The sequence below is a fragment of the Oceanospirillum sediminis genome (assembly GCF_014164585.1).
In the GTDB taxonomy this organism is placed as follows: Bacteria; Pseudomonadota; Gammaproteobacteria; order Pseudomonadales; family Halomonadaceae; genus Oceanospirillum; species Oceanospirillum sediminis.
The window spans coordinates 26060-47101 of record NZ_JACJFM010000002.1 but is presented as its reverse complement, the minus strand read 5'-3'; the positions used below and the strand labels follow the sequence as shown (position 1 = coordinate 47101).

Sequence of the window (21042 nt, the reverse complement as noted above, 5' to 3'; positions counted from 1 at the left end):
TTTTATCAGATAACAGATATAAAAATGATGGCAGATCCCCCTCTGTCAGAGAAATACAGGTTCGGAGATTGTTATGACGGCTCAGATTCAGCAAGTAGTAACGGGGAAGCAATGGTCGGAGCAGCGCAAACCTGCTGCGCCTTATCTGCAGGTCAATAAGCTATGGAAGCACTATGGTAATTTTGCTGCGCTGAAAGAGATCTCTCTGGAGATTAACGAGGGAGAATTTGTCTGTTTTCTGGGACCATCAGGGTGCGGTAAGACGACCTTGTTGAGAGCCATTGCCGGTCTGGACCCGCAAAGCCGTGGCGAGATTTTTCAGGGGGGGAATAATATTTCTCGTTTACCTCCTGAACAGCGTGACTTTGGTATTGTATTCCAGTCCTATGCGCTGTTTCCGAATCTGACGGTGGCAGACAATATCGCTTATGGTCTGCATAGCCAGAATATGAGTCGTCAGAGAATTGATATGAAAGTCCGGGACCTGCTGGATACTATAGGCCTGCCGGATGTGGCGAAAAAATATCCCTCTCAGCTATCCGGCGGTCAGCAACAGCGTATTGCGCTGGCACGCGCGCTGGCTACTGAACCTGGCCTGTTGTTACTGGATGAGCCTTTGTCTGCCCTTGATGCACGGGTGCGCCTGCATCTGCGTCAGGAGATCCGTAACCTTCAACGTCAGCTGGGTATTACGACTATTATGGTAACCCATGATCAGGAAGAGGCTCTGTCAATGGCTGATCGTATTGTGGTGATGAACCACGGTGTGATTGAGCAGGTGGGGACACCAGAAGAAGTTTATCGTCGTCCGATCAATGCCTTTGTGGCGAATTTTGTGGGTACTATGAACCTGTTACCAACAAAAGCGGCCAGCAACCATCAGGTACGTCTGGGTGATCGTGTGATCTGCTGCCTGACTTATAAGGCAAAAGAGATGGACTCTACCTGGCTGGCATTCCGACCGGAAGTTGCTCAGCTGATCAGCGCTGGTGATGATAAATCAACTTTGCAGGGAGATACTCGTCAGCTGGAGAGTTTTGCCGGTACTGTGATTCACAGTGAATTTCTGGGCAATTTCCTGCGTGTTGAAGTGGCGATGCAGAACAGTGATCTGTCCATCAAAGTTGATGTGGGCACTCAGCACGCTAACCTGCAGTGCTGTACACCGGGGCAGAATGTTGAAGTGTGCGTACCTTCTTCAGACCTGCAGGTTTATGAACGCTATGCCGGTTCTTCTGCGACTAATCCTGCTCTGATCGCTTCTGCAGGAGCGGTATCATGATCAGTGTCTGGAATCGTAATGTGAATCCGGCGGATACGGTCCGTCTGAGTAAAGACGACTATATTCAGCGAGGCGTTATTCTGATTGCTGTCGCCTTTTTATTCTTCACTCTGTTGATGCCGCTGAGCTCTATGCTGGTGAAGAGCCTGCAGAATGCGGATGGTGACTTTGTTGGTCTGGTAAACTTTGCGACCTATTTCAGTAATCCGGTACTGTTTGAGTCTGTTGCTAATTCTTTGCAAATTGCTCTGACCTCTACCTTTATTGTCATCACCCTGGCATTTCTATTTGCCTACGGCCTCACCCGAACCTGCATGCCGGGTAAAAAGACTCTCAGAGCACTGACGTTGCTGCCTTTGTTTGCCCCTTCTTTATTACCGGGGATCAGTCTGATCTATCTGCTGGGTAATCAGGGTATCTTTAAAGGTGTGCTATTTGGTGAAACCATTTACGGTCCGATTGGTATTGTGATCGGTATGTGTTTTTGGGTATTTCCTCATGTACTGATGATTATGGTAACAGCACTGTCTAACTCAGATGCCCGTCTGTATGAGGCCGCACGGGTGATGAAAGCCTCGCCAGTGCGTACCTTTTTTACCGTGACTCTGCCTTCAGCCAAATATGGTCTGATCAGTGCCAGTTTTGTTGCCTTTACCCTGGTTATTACGGACTTTGGTGTGCCTAAGGTAATTGGTGGTGAGTTCAACGTTCTGGCAACGGATATCTACAAGCAGGTGGTGGGACAGCAGAATTTCCAGATGGGTGCTGTCGTTTCTGTGGTGCTGTTATTACCGGCTGTCTTTTCTTTTATTGCGGATCGCCTGGTACAGAAAAAGCAGGTGGCTATGCTGTCAGCCCGTGCCGTGCCATTTGTACCTTCACCACATAAGATGAAAGATCGTCTGTTCTTCGGGATCTGCTGTCTGGTGGTGTCCGCTATTCTGCTGGTGATTGGTATGGCTGTTTACGCCTCCTTTATCACCTTCTGGCCTTATAACACTGCATTAACACTGAATAACTACAATTTTGAAGAAGTCGGAGCCAGCTGGGATTTCTACTTTAACTCTCTGGAAATGGCTGCCTGGGTTGCTGTAATCGGAACGGCTGTAGTGTTCTTTAATGCCTATCTGGTGGAAAAAGGCCGGGCCTTTGAGCCGGTGCGTAACTTACTGCACCTGATGGCTATGATTCCTATGGCAGTACCTGGCATGGTATTAGGCCTGTCCTATATCTTCTTCTTTAACCAGCCTGGTAATCCACTGAATTTTATTTATGCCACTATGGCCATTCTGGTGTTAAACAGCGTGGTGCACTTTTATACCGTATGTCACCTGACTTCAGTGACAGCACTGAAGCAGATCGACAGTGAGTTTGAGGCGGTATCCTCTTCATTGAAAGTACCTTTCTATGCCACCTTCTGGAAAGTAACGCTGCCTGTTTCTTTGCCGGCAGTGCTGGAAATTTCGGTGTACTTGTTTGTCAATGCGATGACGACAGTGTCGGCAGTCGTCTTCCTGTATTCCAGCGATACCATGCTGGCATCTATTTCTGTGATGAATATGGATGAAGCGGGCAATACCGCTTCTGCGGCAGCGATGGCTGTTCTGATTCTGGTAACCTGCCTGGCCGTTAAGGGCACGCACTGGTTGTTATCTCAGAAATTGCTGACCGTGACTCAGGGCTGGCGGAACCGATAAATAGCCTGAAAGGTACTGGCTGGTACTCTCTGACTGCTGCAGTTCAGTAAGCCAGCCTGTACCCGATAGTCTCCGGAGATGCTGAATCTCCGGGCTGTAACAAAAAGAAAACCTGGCCGGGTGCCGGTGATTTTCTCCGGTAGAAAGAATAAAAAAACGGCTGTAACATTTTTTTAATTTAAAATCTGGTATATACCAGATTAAACTATAACCCGTTACCTTTGCTTTTATAGAGACCAGAGATATGTCTGATATCAAAAATACCCCCGCTCATGAAGGTCAGCCTCCTTATCTGCTGACGCCGGGACCGATCACGACAACCGCTACGGTAAAAGAAGCCATGCTGCGTGACTGGGGGTCATGGGATGGTGATTTCCGCGCTATGACAAAACAGCTGTGTGATCAGCTGCTGATTGTTGCTAACGCAGTGGATAGCCACGTGTGTGTGCCGGTTCAGGGCAGTGGCACTTTTGCCGTAGAAGCCACTCTGGCCTCTCTGGTCCCGAAAGATGGCAAAGTGCTGGTACTGATGAATGGAGCTTATGGTCAGCGTCTGGCTAAAACTCTGGATTATCTGGGACGTGATTATGTCGCTCTGGATAAAGGAGACTATCTGCCACCGATGCCAGAAGAAGTGGAAGAGCTGTTGACGCAGGATACTGGCATAACCCATGTGACCGTTATCCACTGCGAAACCAGTTCAGGCATTCTGAATCCGGTGCCTGAAATTGCTGAAGTTGTCGCTTGTCTGGGGCGTCGCCTGATTATTGATTCTATGAGTGCATTTGGTGCCATCCCGGTAGATGCCCAGACTTTGCCGTTTGATGCTCTGATCTCTTCTGCTAATAAATGTTTTGAAGGCGTACCAGGTTTTGGTTTCAGCATTATCCGCCGCTCTGCACTGGAAAATTGTCAGGGATATGCCCATTCGCTGAGCCTGGATCTGTATGAACAATGGCTTTATATGGAGAAAACCGGTCAGTGGCGTTTTACACCACCGACTCATATTGTGGCGGCTTTCCTGCAAGCTATGGCTGAGCATGAGGCTGAAGGCGGTGTTGCCGGACGTCTGGCTCGCTATCAGCGCAACCAGCAGCGTCTGGTTGCTGGTATGAAAGAACTGGGCTTTCGTACGCTGCTGAACGAAAAGTGGTTATCTCCGATTATTGTCACCTTCCTGTCACCGCAGAATCCTCGTTTTGACTTTGAAGAGTTTTATAACCGCATTAAAGCCCATGGCTTTGTGATCTATCCGGGCAAGCTGACCGTGGTGGATAGCTTCCGTCTGGGATGTATTGGTCAGCTTTATGATGAGCAGATTGATCAGGTTCTGCAGGCTATTGCTGCGGTACTGGATGAGATGGGTATTGACAGCGGACATGCTGAGCTACCTGAACAAAATGCGGTCACCGCATAACGTTATAGTGAAATGAGAGAGATTGATGGTGCTCTGCCATGAAGTTTTTTGGACTATATCAGAAGTTGCTCCGAATATGATTTGAATCAGGTTGCCTGTATTACCCTTCAGTTTCAGACATCGTCTCCCTGAATCTGAAAGCCGGAAATACAGGCAATCTTTAAGACAAATGAGCGTGACATATGGACATGCTCTATGCAACCAGTTGAAGAAGACAGGAAATTTATAATGTATCATTTTACACGTCGCTATATTGGGCCTGTGCAGGCCATCATTATGGACTGGGCCGGTACTACGGTTGATTTTGGCTCTATGGCGCCTATTCGCGCTTTTCAGAACCTGTTTGCGGCTAATAATGCACCGATCACTATTGCTGAAGCCCGTGAACCGATGGGAGCAGAGAAACGTGAGCATATTCGCCAGCTGTGTGCTATGCCTCGTGTACGTGAAGCCTGGAAAGAATCTCATGGTGGGTATCCGACAGTTGCGGATATTGATCGTATGTATGAAGAATTTGTGCCTCTGCAGATTGAAGCGATTGCTCAGTGTGGTCAGCTGATCCCCGGACTGAAAGATACTCTGGCCTGGTGTAAAGAGAATGATATTGCTATTGGTGCAAACACCGGCTATGCCGAGCGTATGATTGGTGGTCTTCTGGAAAATGCTGCTGAGCAGGGATATAAGCCTCAGAGCAATGTGTGCGCAACAGATGTGCCTAAAGGCCGTCCTTACCCTCATATGTGTCTGAAAAATGCCATTGAGCTGGAAGTCAGTGATGTGGCGGCCTGTGTAAAAATTGATGATACTCTGACGGGTATTGATGAAGGTCTGAGTGCCGGTATGTGGACAATTGGTGTTGCAGTCAGTGGTAATGAGGTTGGCCTGCCGCTGGAAGAGTGGCAGGCGCTATCAGAAGATGAGCAGAATGTAATGCGCAAGGCAGCTTATCAGCGCTTCTATCAGGCGGGTGCCCACTATGTTGTGGACTCCATTGCTGATGTTATTCCTTGCCTGGAGGAGATTCATCTGCGCTTGCAGGCTGGTGAGGCCCCTTGACTCCCGGAAGCGATTGTTCTGGTTGTGATTTCAGCCTGTGCAGGCAGGCTGGAATCAGGTATTTTCGCAGTGAAATAAAAAAGCCGGAGATAAGATCCGGCTCAGGATAAGGGTAGATACACACATTAACAATAAAACAGATACAGCAATGTCAGGTGTTACACCTCTGGTTGTTTGTGTCTCATATCCTGCGCCACAATCAGCCAGATTTAATGGTTCAGATTCAGTCCCTTGGATTCGGGTTATCCCAGCGATCTTTTTTCCGGTACTGAGCTTTAATCCGTACTGGCTTCAGGTTCTGCATCCGCTGGAAAGTCACCCACATTCCGACAGCGATGGCCAGAGTAAAAAGTAGAGAAATCATCAGTTCAACTGTCATGAGGGGGTACTCCTGAAAAATCACAATAAGCGGCTGACGGTCTTCAGCCCTGATCGATCAGCGCTGCTGACCATGATACTGATACATAAGATCAGTTTCCTGTTGCTTACACTCTCAGACTAACCGAAATAGAAAAAGTTGCAAATATAAAACGTGTAATCAGAGCGTATATTTGACTTAAGACGAATATATCAGGCTTGCATGGTTGTCAGAGTGTCTTTACGCTGTCCGGCAAGCTGATGGGAGTGACTATAAATGCAATACGAAATTATTCCTGTAACCGGATTCCAGCAGAATTGCACCCTGTTATGGTGTGAGCAGACAAAAGATGCTGCAGTCGTTGATCCGGGCGGGGACATTGACCGGGTTCTGGCCCGAGTTGATGCGCTGGGGGTTAATCTGAAAAAAATCTGGCTGACACATGGCCATATTGACCATGCTGGAGGCACTTCGGCGCTGATTAACCAGCTCAGCCTGCCCGTTGAGGGACCGCATACCGGTGATAAATTCTGGATTGATGGTTTGCCTCAACAGAGTCAGATGTTTAATTTCCCACCCTGCGATGTGTTTGAACCGGATCTGTGGCTGAAAGATGGCGACCAGGTCAGTATCGGCGAAGAAGTGTTCGATGTACTGCACTGCCCGGGCCATACCCCTGGACACGTAGTATTTTTCCATAAAGGCGAGCAGCTGGCTCTGGTTGGGGATGTTATTTTTCAGGGATCGATTGGCCGGACCGACTTCCCTCAGGGGAATCATGCGGACCTGATTCGCTCTATCAGGGAAAAGCTGTTCCCTCTGGGAGATGAAGTGACCTTTGTACCGGGACATGGTCCCCGATCAACTTTCGGACAGGAGCGTCGTTCTAATCCTTTCTGTGGTGATGCGGCAGCAGGTTAAATCTCTGGTCATGTGTATACCGATACTGAATATGGTATTCAGTATCGGAGCTGATATTCATTTTGCAGCTGAGAAAAGCTGAACTCGGAGAAGCAGATACCGCAAGGGGTTTCAAACTGCATCATAAACTTAGGGTCATTCAGGGGGTGATGTACTCTGTGTCTGAAACCCTGAAATACCTGAGGTGTAGTCAGCATAAAAACAGCGCCTGGGTCGTTAAAATGCTGTCTGGCACCGTTGCAGGCCATATAGGTCAGTCGTCCGGCCAGGTTCAGTACAGTGCCATCAATTCGACGCTGAACATGATGAGTGATCTCTGAGGCTATATTCAGAATCAGATCACGACTAAAGCTAAGTGCCAGGGAACCTTTCTGATCATTAATCTGTAAGTTAACCAGGCCTGTTACCACACCAGGGGCCAGTTCATGCTTTTTAAGTTTAATCTTACCCGGGCAAGGGGCGTGGTGAGTGATACCTGCCAGAGTCTCCATCACAGAATGCAGTACCGGGTTGATGTAATCTGCACGCATGATAACCACCTGTTTCCATCTGAATTTCCGGATGAACAGGTTGCCTTTTGAGCAGACCTTGTTCAGTTGATTCCATTCTAGAGCCCGTTTCCTAACATGTATATGCAAGATTACAAAAGCGAAAAATTCGCTTTTTTCAGTTACACAGGCGGCTTTCTGTGTCGTAACTATAGTCTTTGTGACGGGACTTTCAGATGTGTTGCCGGACGTAATTTTTCAGGACTAAAGGCTGAAAAATCAGTTATCAATTCTGCGGTAAATCAATAATTATCAGACTCTGTTTACCAGAGGTAGGGTACCGTATCAGCCAGTGATAAAAACAGGAACAATGCCAGTGGCCAGTGTCACGTTTCTGATATCAGGATTTAACCTTTTTCATATATGTCATCGCTTCTGGCGGCCAGAATAAAATCATTTTTATGCAGGCCCATAATTTTATGAGTCCACCAGCTCAGGGTTACTTTACCCCATTCGGTCAGAATAGCCGGATGATGTCCTTCCGATTCAGCCAGGTCGGCAATTGCATTGCTGAACTGCATCGCCGTTCTGAAATTGCTGAAAGTATAAGTTCGGGTTATCTGGCGAACATTATCGATCACTTCAAGTTCCCAGTCAGGCAATTCAGAGAGTAATTGTTCCAGCTCGTCGCCTGTCACTCTGGGGGCATCGGATCGACAGGCTTCACAGGAAAATTCACTGAGCTCACTCATAGTTCACTCCTGGTACGTTTAATTTTTACTGGCAATTGTCCTTATCATGAACATAGCGTAGTCGAAGATTGGGTATGAGGCTCTGTCAGGAAGGTAATAATCGTAAAATAGGCAGGCGTTGCAGGGGGGTGCCAGCCCGGTATTCCGGGCTGTGAGGAGTGCACGTCACCCTGTGATGGAACCTGATAGGTACAGTATAAGTATTCTGAATCAGAATAAAATGCGGTCAGTTGCCACAGGGCGTTCAGGTTTCAGACGTACTGAAAGCCCTGTACTTTACTGAATCAGCATCTGAACAAAAGCTTCCTGGCTGGGGTTTGCCATATGCTCCGGTTGTGTGGACCGGAGAATATCGGAACGCTTTTGTTCCTGCACACATAACTGAGGCTGCTTTTCAGGCAAAAAGTTCCGGGATTTGTGTCGTGTCATGAACTTTTAATACAGTGACTGTTCAGGCCAGACCATCCATAACGCCAATAACCCCGGAACCAGAGAGATTGCCACTGTTCTGATCAGCTGTTTTATTGACAGATGTGCCTGTTTATCCCAGGTCCATAGCAGAGGTGCAGACAAGATGACCAGTGCGTAAATACTGACATCACCGTAATAATGAGCATAGGCCTGAACCATAATCCAGAGTGCCATAACAGCCTGAGATGCAGCCATCATGCCTGAGGCTGAGATCGCCACCAATCTGTTTAAAAGCCACATTCCTCCCAGAACAGCAGCCAGAGCGCCGATTAACTGGGCTATGCTCAGGGAGCTGGAAATGCCTGTAACAACAGCAGACATAACAATCATGACGATCAGACTGACAGGGAAAAGGGCCGCATTTTTCTGGCGGTCTGCAGAACTGATGGCGATACCACAGATCAGCATCCAGCCAATAATCTGGGCAAACAGATCAACTCCTCCCATGCGACTAACAAGAGGCTGAGCAATTAAACCGAATGCCAGTAAACAGCTGACACCAAAGCCGGACATTCTGATCTGTTCAGGTAAGCGAGTCGCCAGTACAGGTAACAAGGACGCTACTAATAACCAGTCCATTGCCCTTGCTGGAGGGAATTGCCAGCGGCTATGGATACCTGTTGCGCCAGCCAGCCAGCTCAGGAAAAATAATAGTGGAATCAGCCAGAACAACAGGCGATCCCGTTTATGTTGTTCCAGTTTATAAATAATCAATCCTGAGGCTATGGCTGCCAGCATAGGATATACAGCAGCCGGAAGCAGCAGGGCCAGTGGGGACACAGATTCTCCGTACATAAACTCATGCCTCTGAGCAATAGAAATGGATACAACAGGATGTGAAGCGCATATTATGAATGAATAACAATAACGCGAGTGAAATTTGGGTAAGGGCTGACAGGATCAGAGAGGAAGCCCAAAACAGACTCCCCCTGAAGATAAGTGAAGCGTTACTTGCGGATGCCTTCTACAAATAACTCAATCGTAACGTCATTGCCAATGCCTCCCAGCATCTGATCAACACCAAACTCTTCCCGTTTAATGGTAACACTGCCATTGAAACCACTGCGGTAGTTACCCCAGGGATCTTTACCCTCACCAACTTTGGTTATCGCCAGATTAACGTCTTTTGTCACACCATGCAGCGTTAGTTCACCGGTCAGAGTACCCTGAGTGGCAGATCCTTTATAACCTTTTGATTTAAAAGTTATCTCTGGATACTGCTTTGTATCCAGAAAATCCGGGCTTTTAATATGCTTATCCCGCGCATCATGGTTAGTATCCAGGCTTTCTGCATCAATAGTGACTTCAATAGCAGAAGCTGAAGGCTTAGCTTCATCGTATGAATAGCTACCGTTAAAAGTATTGAAGCGGCCGACTGTTTCACTGAATCCCAGGTGATTAATTTTAAACAGCACAGTGGTGTGTGCCGGGTCGATATCGTAGTCTGCAGCCAGCGCAGAGCCAGAAATCAGTGCTGCAGATAATAGTGCCGGAGTAAACAGTGCTTTGATCATTGGATGAACCTTTTTACTAATGACTGAAGATGATAAACATTCTAGGAAAAAATAATTCTCCTGATAATTAGCTCTAAAAGTGATTCACTATTTCTTTATAGTTAACAGTGGTGCGGGAACTAAGTGCTATTGTGTGAGTCGTGATAGCTGAAGCGTTCAGATTACACCGATGATTTAAATCAGGTCGTGGTGCCACTCTGGCGATACTCAGATAAATGAAGCAATAATATGGTGGTGTATGGATAAACATACAGCTATGAAAGTGTTCTGCCGGGTAGTGGAAAAAGAAAGTTTTGCTGCAACAGGGCGTGAGCTGGGAATCTCTACAGCGATGGTCAGTAAGTATGTCGCTGCGCTGGAAAAAGAACTGGGTACCCGTTTATTGAACAGGACAACCCGCAGAGTCAGTCCGACGGATGAAGGACAGTATTATTACAATCGCTGTAGTACCTTATTGATGGAAATGGATGAACTGGAATCCTCTGTCACTCAGCAAGGGCAGGAGCCCAGAGGTGTATTGCGTTTAACCGCTCCGATGGACTTCAGTGTATTGCATCTTATGGAGCCTATCAGTCTGTTTCAGCAACAGTATCCTCTGGTTCGTATTGAAGTTGATCTGGATGATAGACACAGAAACCTGATTGCTGACAAGTTTGATATTGCGATTCGTATTGCTCATCTGAGTGATTCAACACTGGTTGCCCGAAAAATTACACAGTGCCGCAGCGGCTTGTATGCTTCGCCGGAATATCTATCGGAAAACGGTAAGCCGGAGACACCGGAAGATCTGCAACAGCATCGTTTCCTGTTTTACAGTAATCTGGTTCAGGACAGAAATTATCTGGTGTTACATGATAAAAAAGGGCAGAAGCAGAGAGTTCGCATTCCATGGACATTAGCCGTTAATAATGGTCGGGCATTATGTGAGGCTGCGGCTCAGGGGATGGGGATTATTCAGCAGCCTGATTTTATGACCACTGATTATCTGCAACAGGGACGTTTACAGCCTGTACTGGAGGATTATCCTCCTATTGAGTTTAATGTCTATGCGGTTTATCAGCACAGGCAGTTTTTGCCCAGACGAATTATGGCTTTCATTGATTTTCTGATTGAATATTTCAGGAATAACCAACGATGGTAAACAGACTGCTTTAATTGTCATGATACCTGTCATCCGGAATACAGAGAACGGATCTGATCTGTCATCCGGATAATGACAGTGGTACGTCGATGCGATTTTGCCTGTGAGCCAGAGTAAAGATAAGGGGGGGATGAATGGGTGAGATGTCCAAAGAAATATCGCAATCATTTATCCTGGTGTTGGATTCCGGGATTGGCGGGCTGTCGGTGTTACATGAGATTCAGCTGTTATGTCCGGATCACCCCTTGTTATACCTGGGGGATAGCGAGGCTTTGCCTTATGGTGATAAGTCAGAAGCCTGGTTAATCAATCGATTACTTGCCCTGACAGAGCAGCTGATGACCTGTTATCTCATTGATATGCTGGTCGTAGCGTGTAATACAGCCAGTACAGTGGTGTTGGGGCCAATAAGAGATAAACTTAACATTCCGGTTGTTGGCGTTGTCCCTGCCATTAAACCTGCTGCTCAGCGTAGTGAAAGCCGTCATATCGGATTGTTGGCTACTCCGGGTACGGTACATCGGCAATATACTGACTATCTGGTTGATTGTTTTGCCTCGGGCTGTCAGGTAACACGCGTCGGAACGACGGATCTGGTCGTATTGGCAGAGGATAAACTGGCGGGGCGGCCTGTATGCCCGGATCGTTTAAGTCAGGTGATGGAGCCTCTGTTCTGTCATAGCAACCTGGACACCATTGTTCTGGGGTGTACTCACTTTCCTTTCCTTAAACCGGAACTGGAACAGATTGCTCCCAGAGCGATTCAGTGGATCGATTCCGGAAAAGCGGTCGCCCGGCAGGTAAAATCTTTGTTGAACCTGCCTGGAAGTGTGATCCGATTCCCTGTTTCAAATAGAATCAAAGTAAACCATGCTCTGTTTACCGGTGCGTTGCCTGAAGAGTTAGCCGCTTATCTCATGCAGGTCGGGTTTACCCATATCAGCAGGTTTAACCAGAGTTAAATTTGAGACCTGATAAGTGTTGTAATAACCATTTTGCCGCAGGCCCCTGAGCCTGCTGCTCTGTCCAGCCCACATCAATTCCCTGTAATGATGCATCCTGCTGATAAGTGCGTTTCAGCACAATCAGCTCCCCATTGGTTAACTCTTCCTGTACAACGGATTCATGCAAACTGGCCCACCCCAGGCCTGCACAGAGTAATTCGGCGATCACAAAAGGGCTTTCTGCGTACCAGACCCGAGGGCTGAGAATATGTTCATGATGTCGGGTTTCTTCCAGGTTAAGGCTTTTAGGAATCAGCTGACGATAACGTCTGAGGTCACTGTGATTCACTTGTGACAGACTGGCCAGAGGATGATCCTTACTGCATACCGGCACTCTGCGTGAGTGCCCTATCCCTCTGAAGTGAAAACCTTGTGGATAATTCTCCTGTTCCAGCATGAGTCCCATATCTGCCCGGCCGCTGCGTAATAACTCAGGTACATCATTCTCTCCCGGATCCAGTAACTCCAGTTCAACGTGAGGAAAGGTTCTTTCAAACTGAACCAGCAGATGTACCACAGGGGGAATAAAAAGGTTCTGTTCTATAGCCAGGCACAGATTGCTTTCTTCTCCCAGGTTCAGTGATCTGGCTCTGTTGGTAAAGTCATTATGACTTTCCATGATGGCGTAGGCTGATTTCAATAAGGCTTCGCCGGCTGCTGTCAGTATGGGCTTTCGGGTTGATCGGTCAAACAGATCTACCCCGGTTTCAATTTCAAGATTCATCACTGCATTACTGACTGCGGATTGTGCTTTTTTTAATCGCCTTCCGGCAGCGGAGAACGATCCTGACTCGGCGGCAGCAATAAAGGCATTAAGCTGGTCTGTGTTTGGCATTAAAGTATCTCTTTTTCAGATAGAAACTAACTTTAATATATCTATTAAAATAATAGAATGCTCGTCATCAGAGTGATGTAGAGCCTCCCGATGCGCAAGGGAGTCAGTGGATAGCGTTGGCCCTTTTGTGACTTTTGTGTCCAGGCCGTTAATGTGTCAGGTGAAGCCGTGGAAAAACAATGTATCAGTGATTCAATGAGCTGGCAGGGTAAAGCTGTACCAGGGGGATGTATTTCCGGGTCAGTTAATTCGATATCGGAGAGCCATGAGCAACAAGAGATTGCTGTTCGCTCTGGCTGGGACAGGGTTCGGTATGTTTTATCTTTTGAAGCCTGCCTGTTGATGATTATTGCGCCTGTGGCGGCTTTTTTTCTGGAGCGGGAAGCAACGGACGTGGGAGCTCTGGCGGTTGTTCTGAGTATCAAAGCGATGCTGATGAATATGATATATAACTATTTTTACGACAGGTTTGATATACGTCGTGGTGTCGTGCCGTCTCAACGGACCGGCCGTCAACGTCTGGTTCATGCCGTCGGGTTTGAACTGTCCCTGACACTGACGTCTTTACCTCTTGTGTGCTGGTGGCTGAGTGTTGATGTGCTTGAAGCCCTGATTATGGATGCGGTCATCATGGCGTTCATTGTGTTCTATACTTATGTTTTCACACTGATCTATGATCGACTGTTCCCTGTTATTCAGCCTGGACAAGCGCAGAATACGGAGAATGCATGAACCGATTCTGACCGGATTAATGGCAGGATAAAAAGTACCAGGGATTCAGTGTAAATATGAGGTAAATCAAGGTTTTTATGGTGATCAGGAGTAGTGTGTATATCAAGGATTAAGAGAAAACACTGCATATCAGGAGGCTATTATGCCTGTAGAACACCACGATCTTATCCATGAATTGCCTGAGTTTAAAGAGCAGATTCATCAGTTAAAAATGGAAGATGATCGCTTCCGGAAAATGTTTGATGAGTACCATGACCTGACCCGCGCTGTTGAAAATATGGAAAATGAGGTGCTTCCTGCATCAACTGCAACAGAAGAACAGGCTAAGCTGCGTCGTTTACAGCTGAAAGATGAGATGTATACCATGTTGAAAGCGGCAGCAGAGCCTGCCTGATACCGGTCTTCAGGACATTTCCTGCAAAGAAAGATACCATGCCAGAAACAGCCTGCACTGATGTGTGGGCTGTTTTGTGTCTTAAAGAGATTGCAGGAGGCTTTCAGGGAGGTTAATTAGCCAGCGTGCTAAGCTTATCAACCACAGTTTTGAGCTTATCATCTGAGTGAATGCCTGTTTCATAACACCGCAGAAATTCTTCCATGGCCCGATTGACAATATCGGTCAGCAACTTTTCCTGAGACTCCGTCATGCCCCATTCATCAAAGGCTTTATGAATGTCGTTTAACAGGTTATCAAACAGATCCTGACTGGTTTGTTTCAGCTGTTCCTGTTCCTGGTTTGCTTCCAGAATGGCCGTCTGGGCTTCGGATATCAGTGTATTCAGCCTGATTTCTGCTTCAATTTGCTGCAGAGAAAGTTCTGTTTCTCTGATAAGGGTCTGAATGTAGTTGCTAAAACGGGCCTTGGTTTCCTGGTCTTCAGGCATATTCTGAATCAGTACTGATACCAGACCTTCACCGAAAAAGACTCTCTGATCCTGCTCGGTCAGTTGATCCGGATTCTGTAGCCCATCCATCAGATCTTTTTCCAGTGCTGATACAGGCTGAGTCCCTGAATGCAGAATATCTCCTTTACTGAACTTAATTTTGACAGTGCTATTCAGTTGATATTGCTTAATAGCATGATGCAAATAACCTGACAGTTCAGAGACAGATCGGGTAACAGAGCTTGTTCTGACAAAGTCGATGATGACAGATAGTTCGTCGGCTGCACTCAGCGCTGTCATAGTCGAACTGAAAGCTCTGTCAGTATGTGCCTGCAAGGATTCACGCTGTTTTTTGTTTTCGACAGCAACACGGACTTTTTGCAGCAGCTCTGCCGGTGTGACTGGCTTCACTATATAATCGGAACCACCGGCATCATAACCGGCTATTTTTTCGTCCAGACTTTCATGGGCAGAGACAAAGATAACATCAATATTCTGTGTATCTTCCTGTTGTTTCAGGCGGCGGCAGGTCTCATATCCATCCAGTGCAGGCATTGAAACATCCATCAGAATGGCATCAGGGTGGCGCTGGCGGGCTGATTCAAGGCCCATATTGCCATCATTGGCAATAATAATGGCATAGTGCTCTGACAACGTTTCTACCAGAAAAGCGATATCTATAGGTGAATCATCGATAATCAGGACGACTGGTAAGGATTGATTAGTCATAGCAAGCCTCTTATTTTCAGTCTTGTCCGGCCAGACGGTGCAACTCTTCTCTGGCTTTGAGAATATCGAATGTGCGCATCAGATTCAGCAACTGGTGTAGTTCAGGATAGCTTGCTTCGGAAGCTTGCTCAGTCAGTTGCTCGATAGTCTTCATAGCGCCCGCATAGTCCATATCAAAGCAATCTCTGGCTTTTATAATGCCCTGTGATACTTCCTCACTGGTCAGTAGGTTACTGGATATACGGGGTTCACTGAGTTCTTCTGCGGCCTGTTCTATTGCTGTAACCGCGCGCTGAAAACAATCCGTCAGCTTCTGAGCCTGTACACCCAGTTGCTCATGATCAGGGGTGTCCCGCTTCAGGTTTTTTTCTAGTTCAGCTGCAGCCTGTGAGAGCTCTTCAGCCCCTATATTAAGGCTTATTCCTTTGAGTGTATGCGCTTTGGCTCTTGCGTCACTCCATGCCTGTTCTGAAACCAGGTGGACAATTTCAGCATCGTCCTGGCGGTGTTTATTGAGAAACTCCTGCATAATAGTATGGCACAGAGAGCAGTTTCCCCCCAGTCTGGACAGGACATCATCAAGATCCAGTATGGTATGCATATGCAGTGTCTCCTTCAGGTCTTCGCTGAATCACTTACGATAACAACGGAGTCGATTTGTTGTGAATGTATTCTGCCAGATCAGCTTTGTTCCTGCCGCTTTTAGATGAGCTACAAGGATGTATGCCTGGGAAGTTATTATATATTTAATTTATATTTTTGTTTGCAGTATGTAAATATTCTTCCAGTAGACAGCCTGATTGTATCAATGAGAAAGAGTTTTAATCGGATTGTAAATCCAGAGAGAGATACTCGCTGCAATCCACATCAGAACGCCATAATGAAGGTTGCCCCAAAGAACATGATTTGAGCTAATCAGATAGCGCCCCCTGAGTGACAGGTTCATGCCTGATAACGGGCTGCAGGTTGTGCCTATGGCCCAACTGGCCAGAAAAACCATGGCCAGTAAATCCATTGGAGGATTTGTGGGGACCAGAATACCACTGACTGTTGCAATACTGATGACAGGGTGAACACCTACCAGTGACAGCACCAGCATAGCCAGCAGCAGCAAGCTGACAACAACTGGCGTCAGTTCTGGTATTGGTAATCTGTCTCCGTACAGATGAAACAGAGTACTTAAACCGGCTGCCATGGTACCCGCGCATAGAAATAGCGCCATCTCACTGCCCATCCGGGCCAGACGGTCATGGCTATGCTCCAGCAGCTTTTTATGCACAGCTTCCTTTTTTAGTAACATCACGATGATTGCGGTGAGCGGTGACAGTACACTGATAACCTGCATGACAGAGTACTCAGGAAGATACCAATGGCATCCGAGTACTGCCGCTGCCAGAAAACCGGGTAAGGCCAGATTTTTCAGTTGCATCGGGTAACCGGTGAACTGATCGGCATGAGGGCGAAGCTCTATATAAGTGACTACCAACGCGATCAGAGCCAGAGGGATTCCTGCCTGCATTAACTGCAGCAGGCTGGCTCCCGGTGCATAAGTCAGTGCAACAGCCACAGCAGCAAAGAAAGGAGACCAGAGAGCGGCAGAGCAGAAGCCTCGGGAGAGTACTTTCATCTGCGCATCCTGGATCAGCTTACCGGTATTTTTACTGTCGGATTGGCTGGCAAAACGGTCTCCCATAATGAAGACAATCGACAGATTGATAACCGCACCAAAAATATGAATGCCAAATAATGTTTGTTTGAGTGCTGAGCGCCCGGTAGGCAGTTTATCTGTGGCTGAGCCCGGAGCAGAAGCAATCAGAGAGAGAAAGCTGACAGCCATTAGCATACCCAGTAAGCCTGTGTTTGCCGTTAATGCCTGATGCCAGGGGATATCTGGTATCTGCCCCGGAGGTGTCTGAGATAACCCCCAGCCCATACCGGCCAGACCTGTTAATAAGAGAATGGAAGCTTGTTTTCTGGGGCCTTTGGGCAAACGTGTCCAGTTGATCAGAAATGTCAGCCAGAGAAGTAAGGCTGGCCAGATAACAGGCAGTCCAGTCCAGGGAGAGAATGCGATCAGAGCCAGTGCCAGCAATAATATCGGGCCAACACAGTAATATGCCGCTCTGGCAATTGTCCGGAATAACGAGGTCATAACAGATCCAATCTGGGGGTTGCAGCACTGAAAAAGCCATACTGCGCCGCATGATACCCTGCTGATTTATGAATATCGACTGATAAACACTGTAAAAAATTAATGTCTATGATTAAGACGTTATGCCTGTAGTGACAGATTAATAATAATCCTCTCTTTACATGACTTGAGCTGATGGAATTTCCTGTTATCCTCTGCGACCCTGACTATGATTGCTCCGAGGTTATCCTGTGCCGTTACCTGTTGTTGAACCTGAAAAATACGCTAAGCTACTGACTGAAAAGTCGGATCGTATTCGTACCCAGTTTGCGGAGTTTAACCCTCCTGAACTGGAAGTTTTTGATTCTCCGGACAGTCATTATCGGATGCGTGCGGAGTTTCGTGTCTGGCATCAGGGAGAAGACACCTATTATGTGATGTTTGATATAGGAGAAGATCCGAAAAAGGACCGCAAGGTCGTACGCATGGATCAGTTCCCGGTAGCCAGTACGTTAATTAACCGGTTAATGGCTGAACTGATGGCTGAAGTGAAAGCCAATCCTGAGTTACGTCGTAAACTGTTTCAGGTGGAGTTTCTGACCTCTTTGTCAGGAGAAGCACTGATCACCATGATTTACCACAGAGCCCTGGGTGAAGAGTGGGAACAACTGGCCAGAGCTTTACAGGATAAGCTGGATGCCAGCATCATCGGACGTAGTCGTAAGCAGCGCATTGTGCTGGATAAGGATTATGTGATTGAGTCTCTTAAAGTCGGTGAACGTACGCTGGAGTATCAGCAGGTTGAGAACAGCTTTACACAACCTAATGCCGTTGTGTGTGAAAAAATGCTGAGCTGGGCTGTGGATGTAACCCGTGATACAGGCGGTGATCTGGTTGAGCTGTACTGCGGAAATGGCAACTTCACACTGGCTCTGGCAGAGAACTTTAATCAGGTTGTCGCGACTGAGATATCTAAAACCTCTGTTCGTTCTGCACAGTTTAATATTGAACGCAATGGTATCAGCAATGTGCAGGTTGCCAGAGTATCCAGCGAAGAGTTCAGTGAGGCTCTGGCCGGGAAAACTCAACTGCGCCGTTTAAGTGATATGGCGCTGGAACAGAAGAACTTTACTACGGTTCTGGTTGATCCGCCTCGTGCCGGACTGGATGAGGCAACCGTTGAGCAGGTTGCTCAGTATGATCATATTGTGTACATCTCATGCAACCCGGATACCTTACATGAAAACCTTCAGCAGCTGACAAAAACACACCGTATTGAGCGCTTTGCGATGTTCGATCAGTTTCCTTATACCCATCACACTGAAAGTGGTGTTTTTCTGGTTCGAAAGTAATTGATGTACAAGCAGATCCTGATCCTGGTTAAGAGATAATCATCCGGGTATCAGGATCTGCCATGTTTTATTCCGGGTATAAAGAGGCCAGTGGCTGTTCAGGCTGTGCCGGTGAGCTATTCTGTAATTGCCCAATGGCTTCTGCCAGCGTTTTTCCCTGCCATTGTTCCGGAGCGGCGGCAGGGCCATACAGGCAGCTCTGTAATTGTTGTAGTGCCTGACGTGTCGAATTGTCAGGTGCTACTTCTGAGAGTTTCTGCCACTGTTGCCAGTATTTCCATGCGGTGTGAGCATCATTATCACGACAGGCCTGTATCAGTTGTTTTTTAACATGGCTGATCTCTTTATCAATTGATCCTGTCATTGTCAGAGCTGGCTTTTGTTGCTGTGCTCCTGTCAGTTTCTGGCGGGTATTCCACCATAGCCACAGCAGAATCAGGCTTAAGAAAGAGGATGCCCCGGTACTGATCTGCCAGATGATGTTGTCCTTCTCAATATAAACAATCTGCTTTTCATCAGACTCTACAGGGGCAATAACGGCGGGAGTCTGAGCATGCTGCGGATCTGCCGTAATATCCAGTTGAAGAGATGCCAGGCTTACATACTCCAGTTGATCTGTGACTGTGTTCCACCAGGGAATCCGGATGTCAGGCAATGCCATCAGACCACTTCTGGTGGGGATCAGTGCAACATTGATTTGCTTCTCTCCCAGCATGCCTTCTGCTGTAGGCGTATCTTTCAACTGGGGTTGCTCCGGATACTGTCGAATATACTCTGGTAGTGACAGGTTGACGGGAGGAAGCTGAGCAGCGGTCAGACCTCTGGCGCTTAATGCAATGGTTCGGGTCAAAGGTGATCCGGATTGCCACTGGCTGAAATCACCGCTCCATTGCTCTGTTATCTCCATTGATTCTGCCGGTAACCAGGTAAATCCTGCAGGAAAATTATCCGGGATAGGTTTTACTGTGATTCTGTGTTCAGGGCTTTTGGTTCGTATCTGTTTCAGAGCACCCAGAGAGTAGTTATTACGGATTCTTATTCGGCCACTGAATGTCTGGGCAGGAATAACCAGTTCCCCACTTTTCTGCGGAAAAATTGCGAACTGCCATTGCGCTACATTATACAGGCGCCCATTAATTCGGGATTCGAAATCCTGTCTATTGCCTAATTGAACCATCAGGGTATCTGGTAGCTCTGGTTCAGTCAGGCCATGGTCCGAAATCGTTGTCGCATAATAGAGGCGTAGCGTATAAATCAGTTGTTGTTGAACATAGATGCTGTCTTTCTGATCAATGCTGCTATCCAGAAAAACATCAGCGCTTTGTTGCTCATCGGAGGGGGCATCACTGATGGTTAGTGTAAAAGGCTGGCTGTTAAGATTACCCAGAGAGATTGCCGGAACCTCTATGACTCCAGAGCGTTTGGGCAACAGTGTAACCTGCCAGAGCTTTTCACTCTGATTCTGGCCATTAATGATCTGAATATTACTTCTGACCTGGGTGGATAGAATGTCAAAATCAGCTTCCAGAACGGACAGGTCCGGTTCATCTCGCTGGCGGATATCATCTGTACGGAGATACAGTACCAGAGTTTCATTTTCTGCCAGCTTTGTGCGATCAGGTATCGCTTCAAACTCAATAGCCAGAACGCCAGAGCTGACTGAAAGCATTATGAGCAGAGTCAGTAAAGGTATGAGTCGTACCTGTTGGCAGGCTTTCTGGCAGAGTAATAACATATAAGGCATATAAAAATGTCCTTTTACCATGGTGCTCGTCCTTCCGATACTCTTTCATCTCTTTTCAGGCTGGATTCATATTCAAATTTGCGTCGTAACAGGCCGGATGGATCATCTGGAATTCTCCTGAGCCATTGCTCCAGAGACTGGTCTGCTTCACTAAGAGAAGCGTCATGGCTTTCGGAGCCATCCGCTTCAGCTGACCTTTGTTCTGATTCCTGATCTGAATTAGCTGACTGAGCTTCTGTGCTTTCGGGCTGTTTGTCCTGCTGACTATCATCAGAGCTGTTACCAGCCGATTGCTTTTGTTGATCCTGCTGGTTATCTGCAGCCGGATTCTGATTGTTTTGCTGAGTCTGAGCTGTGGAGCGATTGTTCTGAGCGCTGCTCTGTTGATTGGTAGCAGATTGCTGAGAATTATCGTTCTGAGATGATTCGTTTTGCTGTTGCTGTTGCTGTTGCTGTTGCTGTTGCTGTTGCTGTTGCTGTTGCTGTTGCTGTTGCTGTTGCTGTTGCTGTTGCTGTTGCTGTTGCTGTTGCTGT

The 21042-nt window shown here is 47.2% G+C and carries 21 protein-coding genes and 1 pseudogene; 10 read left to right on the top strand and 12 right to left on the bottom strand.

The annotated features are described in order from the left end of the window. Window positions 1-73: 73 nt before the first annotated feature. The 4 genes from H4O21_RS01820 to phnX all read left to right on the top strand — a co-directional run bounded on the left by H4O21_RS01820 (window position 74) and on the right by phnX (window position 5452). Entirely contained in the window at window positions 74-1282 is a 1209-nt protein-coding gene (locus H4O21_RS01820) for a putative 2-aminoethylphosphonate ABC transporter ATP-binding protein (protein ID WP_182807144.1), read from the top strand. Next, a complete protein-coding gene (locus H4O21_RS01815) occupies window positions 1279-2979 on the top strand; it encodes a putative 2-aminoethylphosphonate ABC transporter permease subunit (RefSeq protein ID WP_220495465.1) in 1701 nt (566 codons plus the stop codon). Before H4O21_RS01820 ends, H4O21_RS01815 begins: the two co-directional genes overlap by 4 nt. 244 nt (window positions 2980-3223) lie before the next feature. Continuing rightward, on the top strand, window positions 3224-4396 hold the full coding sequence (locus H4O21_RS01810; RefSeq protein ID WP_182807143.1) for a 2-aminoethylphosphonate--pyruvate transaminase: 1173 nt from the start codon (window positions 3224-3226) through the stop codon (window positions 4394-4396). A gap of 228 nt (window positions 4397-4624) precedes the next feature. Beyond that, a complete protein-coding gene (gene phnX / locus H4O21_RS01805) occupies window positions 4625-5452 on the top strand; it encodes a phosphonoacetaldehyde hydrolase (RefSeq protein ID WP_255487089.1) in 828 nt (275 codons plus the stop codon). A 223-nt stretch (window positions 5453-5675) separates the two neighbouring features. Here phnX and H4O21_RS01800 read toward each other — a convergent pair whose 3' ends face one another. Beyond that, window positions 5676-5831, bottom strand: a complete 156-nt coding sequence (locus H4O21_RS01800) for a hypothetical protein (RefSeq protein ID WP_182807141.1) — start codon at window positions 5829-5831, stop codon at window positions 5676-5678. A 255-nt stretch (window positions 5832-6086) separates the two neighbouring features. On the opposite strand from H4O21_RS01800, the gene H4O21_RS01795 reads away from it, so the two are divergent. Continuing rightward, window positions 6087-6731 (top strand): MBL fold metallo-hydrolase, encoded by a 645-nt coding sequence (locus H4O21_RS01795; RefSeq protein WP_182807140.1) that lies wholly within the window; start codon window positions 6087-6089, stop codon window positions 6729-6731. Window positions 6732-6769: 38 nt separating this feature from the next. Here H4O21_RS01795 and H4O21_RS01790 read toward each other — a convergent pair whose 3' ends face one another. The 5 genes from H4O21_RS01790 to H4O21_RS01770 all read right to left on the bottom strand — a co-directional run bounded on the left by H4O21_RS01790 (window position 6770) and on the right by H4O21_RS01770 (window position 9956). Next, the gene (locus H4O21_RS01790; RefSeq protein WP_182807139.1) at window positions 6770-7261 is read right to left on the bottom strand and encodes a chemotaxis protein CheX; all 492 of its coding nucleotides are present in this window, start codon (window positions 7259-7261) and stop codon (window positions 6770-6772) included. Window positions 7262-7626: 365 nt separating this feature from the next. Continuing rightward, a complete protein-coding gene (locus tag H4O21_RS01785) occupies window positions 7627-7971 on the bottom strand; it encodes a 4a-hydroxytetrahydrobiopterin dehydratase (RefSeq protein ID WP_182807138.1) in 345 nt (114 codons plus the stop codon). A 276-nt stretch (window positions 7972-8247) separates the two neighbouring features. Beyond that, window positions 8248-8400: a hypothetical protein gene (locus H4O21_RS01780; protein WP_182807137.1), complete on the bottom strand. Its 153-nt coding sequence runs from the start codon at window positions 8398-8400 to the stop codon at window positions 8248-8250. Window positions 8401-8406: 6 nt separating this feature from the next. Next, window positions 8407-9237, bottom strand: coding sequence for a hypothetical protein (locus tag H4O21_RS01775; protein ID WP_182807136.1), 831 nt, complete (start codon window positions 9235-9237; stop codon window positions 8407-8409). Window positions 9238-9389: 152 nt separating this feature from the next. Beyond that, a complete protein-coding gene (locus tag H4O21_RS01770; RefSeq protein ID WP_182807135.1) occupies window positions 9390-9956 on the bottom strand; it encodes a YceI family protein in 567 nt (188 codons plus the stop codon). A gap of 238 nt (window positions 9957-10194) precedes the next feature. Here H4O21_RS01770 and H4O21_RS01765 point away from each other — a divergent pair, with 238 nt between their 5' ends. Then, window positions 10195-11097 carry a LysR family transcriptional regulator gene (locus tag H4O21_RS01765; protein ID WP_182807134.1) on the top strand — a complete coding sequence of 301 codons (903 nt, stop codon included), beginning with the start codon at window positions 10195-10197 and terminating at the stop codon, window positions 11095-11097. A gap of 134 nt (window positions 11098-11231) precedes the next feature. Further along, window positions 11232-12059 carry a glutamate racemase gene (murI, locus tag H4O21_RS01760; protein WP_220495464.1) on the top strand — a complete coding sequence of 276 codons (828 nt, stop codon included), beginning with the start codon at window positions 11232-11234 and terminating at the stop codon, window positions 12057-12059. On the opposite strand, the gene H4O21_RS01755 is transcribed toward murI, so the two are convergent. Then, window positions 12046-12936, bottom strand: a complete 891-nt coding sequence (locus tag H4O21_RS01755) for a LysR family transcriptional regulator (RefSeq protein ID WP_182807133.1) — start codon at window positions 12934-12936, stop codon at window positions 12046-12048. The genes murI and H4O21_RS01755 overlap by 14 nt on opposite strands. A 168-nt stretch (window positions 12937-13104) precedes the next feature. On the opposite strand from H4O21_RS01755, the gene H4O21_RS01750 reads away from it, so the two are divergent. Together H4O21_RS01750 and H4O21_RS01745 are read left to right on the top strand one after the other, a co-directional pair. After that, window positions 13105-13668, top strand: coding sequence for a PACE efflux transporter (locus H4O21_RS01750; protein WP_182807132.1), 564 nt, complete (start codon window positions 13105-13107; stop codon window positions 13666-13668). Window positions 13669-13810: 142 nt separating this feature from the next. Continuing rightward, window positions 13811-14062: an HP1242/YdcH family protein gene (locus H4O21_RS01745; protein WP_182807131.1), complete on the top strand. Its 252-nt coding sequence runs from the start codon at window positions 13811-13813 to the stop codon at window positions 14060-14062. A 112-nt stretch (window positions 14063-14174) separates the two neighbouring features. Here H4O21_RS01745 and H4O21_RS01740 read toward each other — a convergent pair whose 3' ends face one another. From H4O21_RS01740 to H4O21_RS01730, 3 genes are all read right to left on the bottom strand, one after another. Then, a complete protein-coding gene (locus H4O21_RS01740; protein ID WP_182807130.1) occupies window positions 14175-15281 on the bottom strand; it encodes a response regulator in 1107 nt (368 codons plus the stop codon). A 16-nt stretch (window positions 15282-15297) separates the two neighbouring features. Continuing rightward, window positions 15298-15882, bottom strand: a complete 585-nt coding sequence (locus H4O21_RS01735) for an Hpt domain-containing protein (RefSeq protein ID WP_182807129.1) — start codon at window positions 15880-15882, stop codon at window positions 15298-15300. A 204-nt stretch (window positions 15883-16086) separates the two neighbouring features. Further along, a complete protein-coding gene (locus tag H4O21_RS01730; protein ID WP_182807128.1) occupies window positions 16087-17433 on the bottom strand; it encodes a hypothetical protein in 1347 nt (448 codons plus the stop codon). 230 nt (window positions 17434-17663) lie between these two features. Here H4O21_RS01730 and trmA point away from each other — a divergent pair, with 230 nt between their 5' ends. After that, window positions 17664-18764, top strand: coding sequence for a tRNA (uridine(54)-C5)-methyltransferase TrmA (gene trmA / locus H4O21_RS01725; RefSeq protein ID WP_182807127.1), 1101 nt, complete (start codon window positions 17664-17666; stop codon window positions 18762-18764). 67 nt (window positions 18765-18831) lie between these two features. Here the strand turns inward: trmA and H4O21_RS01720 are convergent, their stop codons facing one another. Then, window positions 18832-20508, bottom strand: a complete 1677-nt coding sequence (locus tag H4O21_RS01720; RefSeq protein WP_182807126.1) for a BatD family protein — start codon at window positions 20506-20508, stop codon at window positions 18832-18834. A 14-nt stretch (window positions 20509-20522) separates the two neighbouring features. Next, window positions 20523-21042, bottom strand: a pseudogene (locus H4O21_RS01715) (hypothetical protein); the annotation flags it as partial.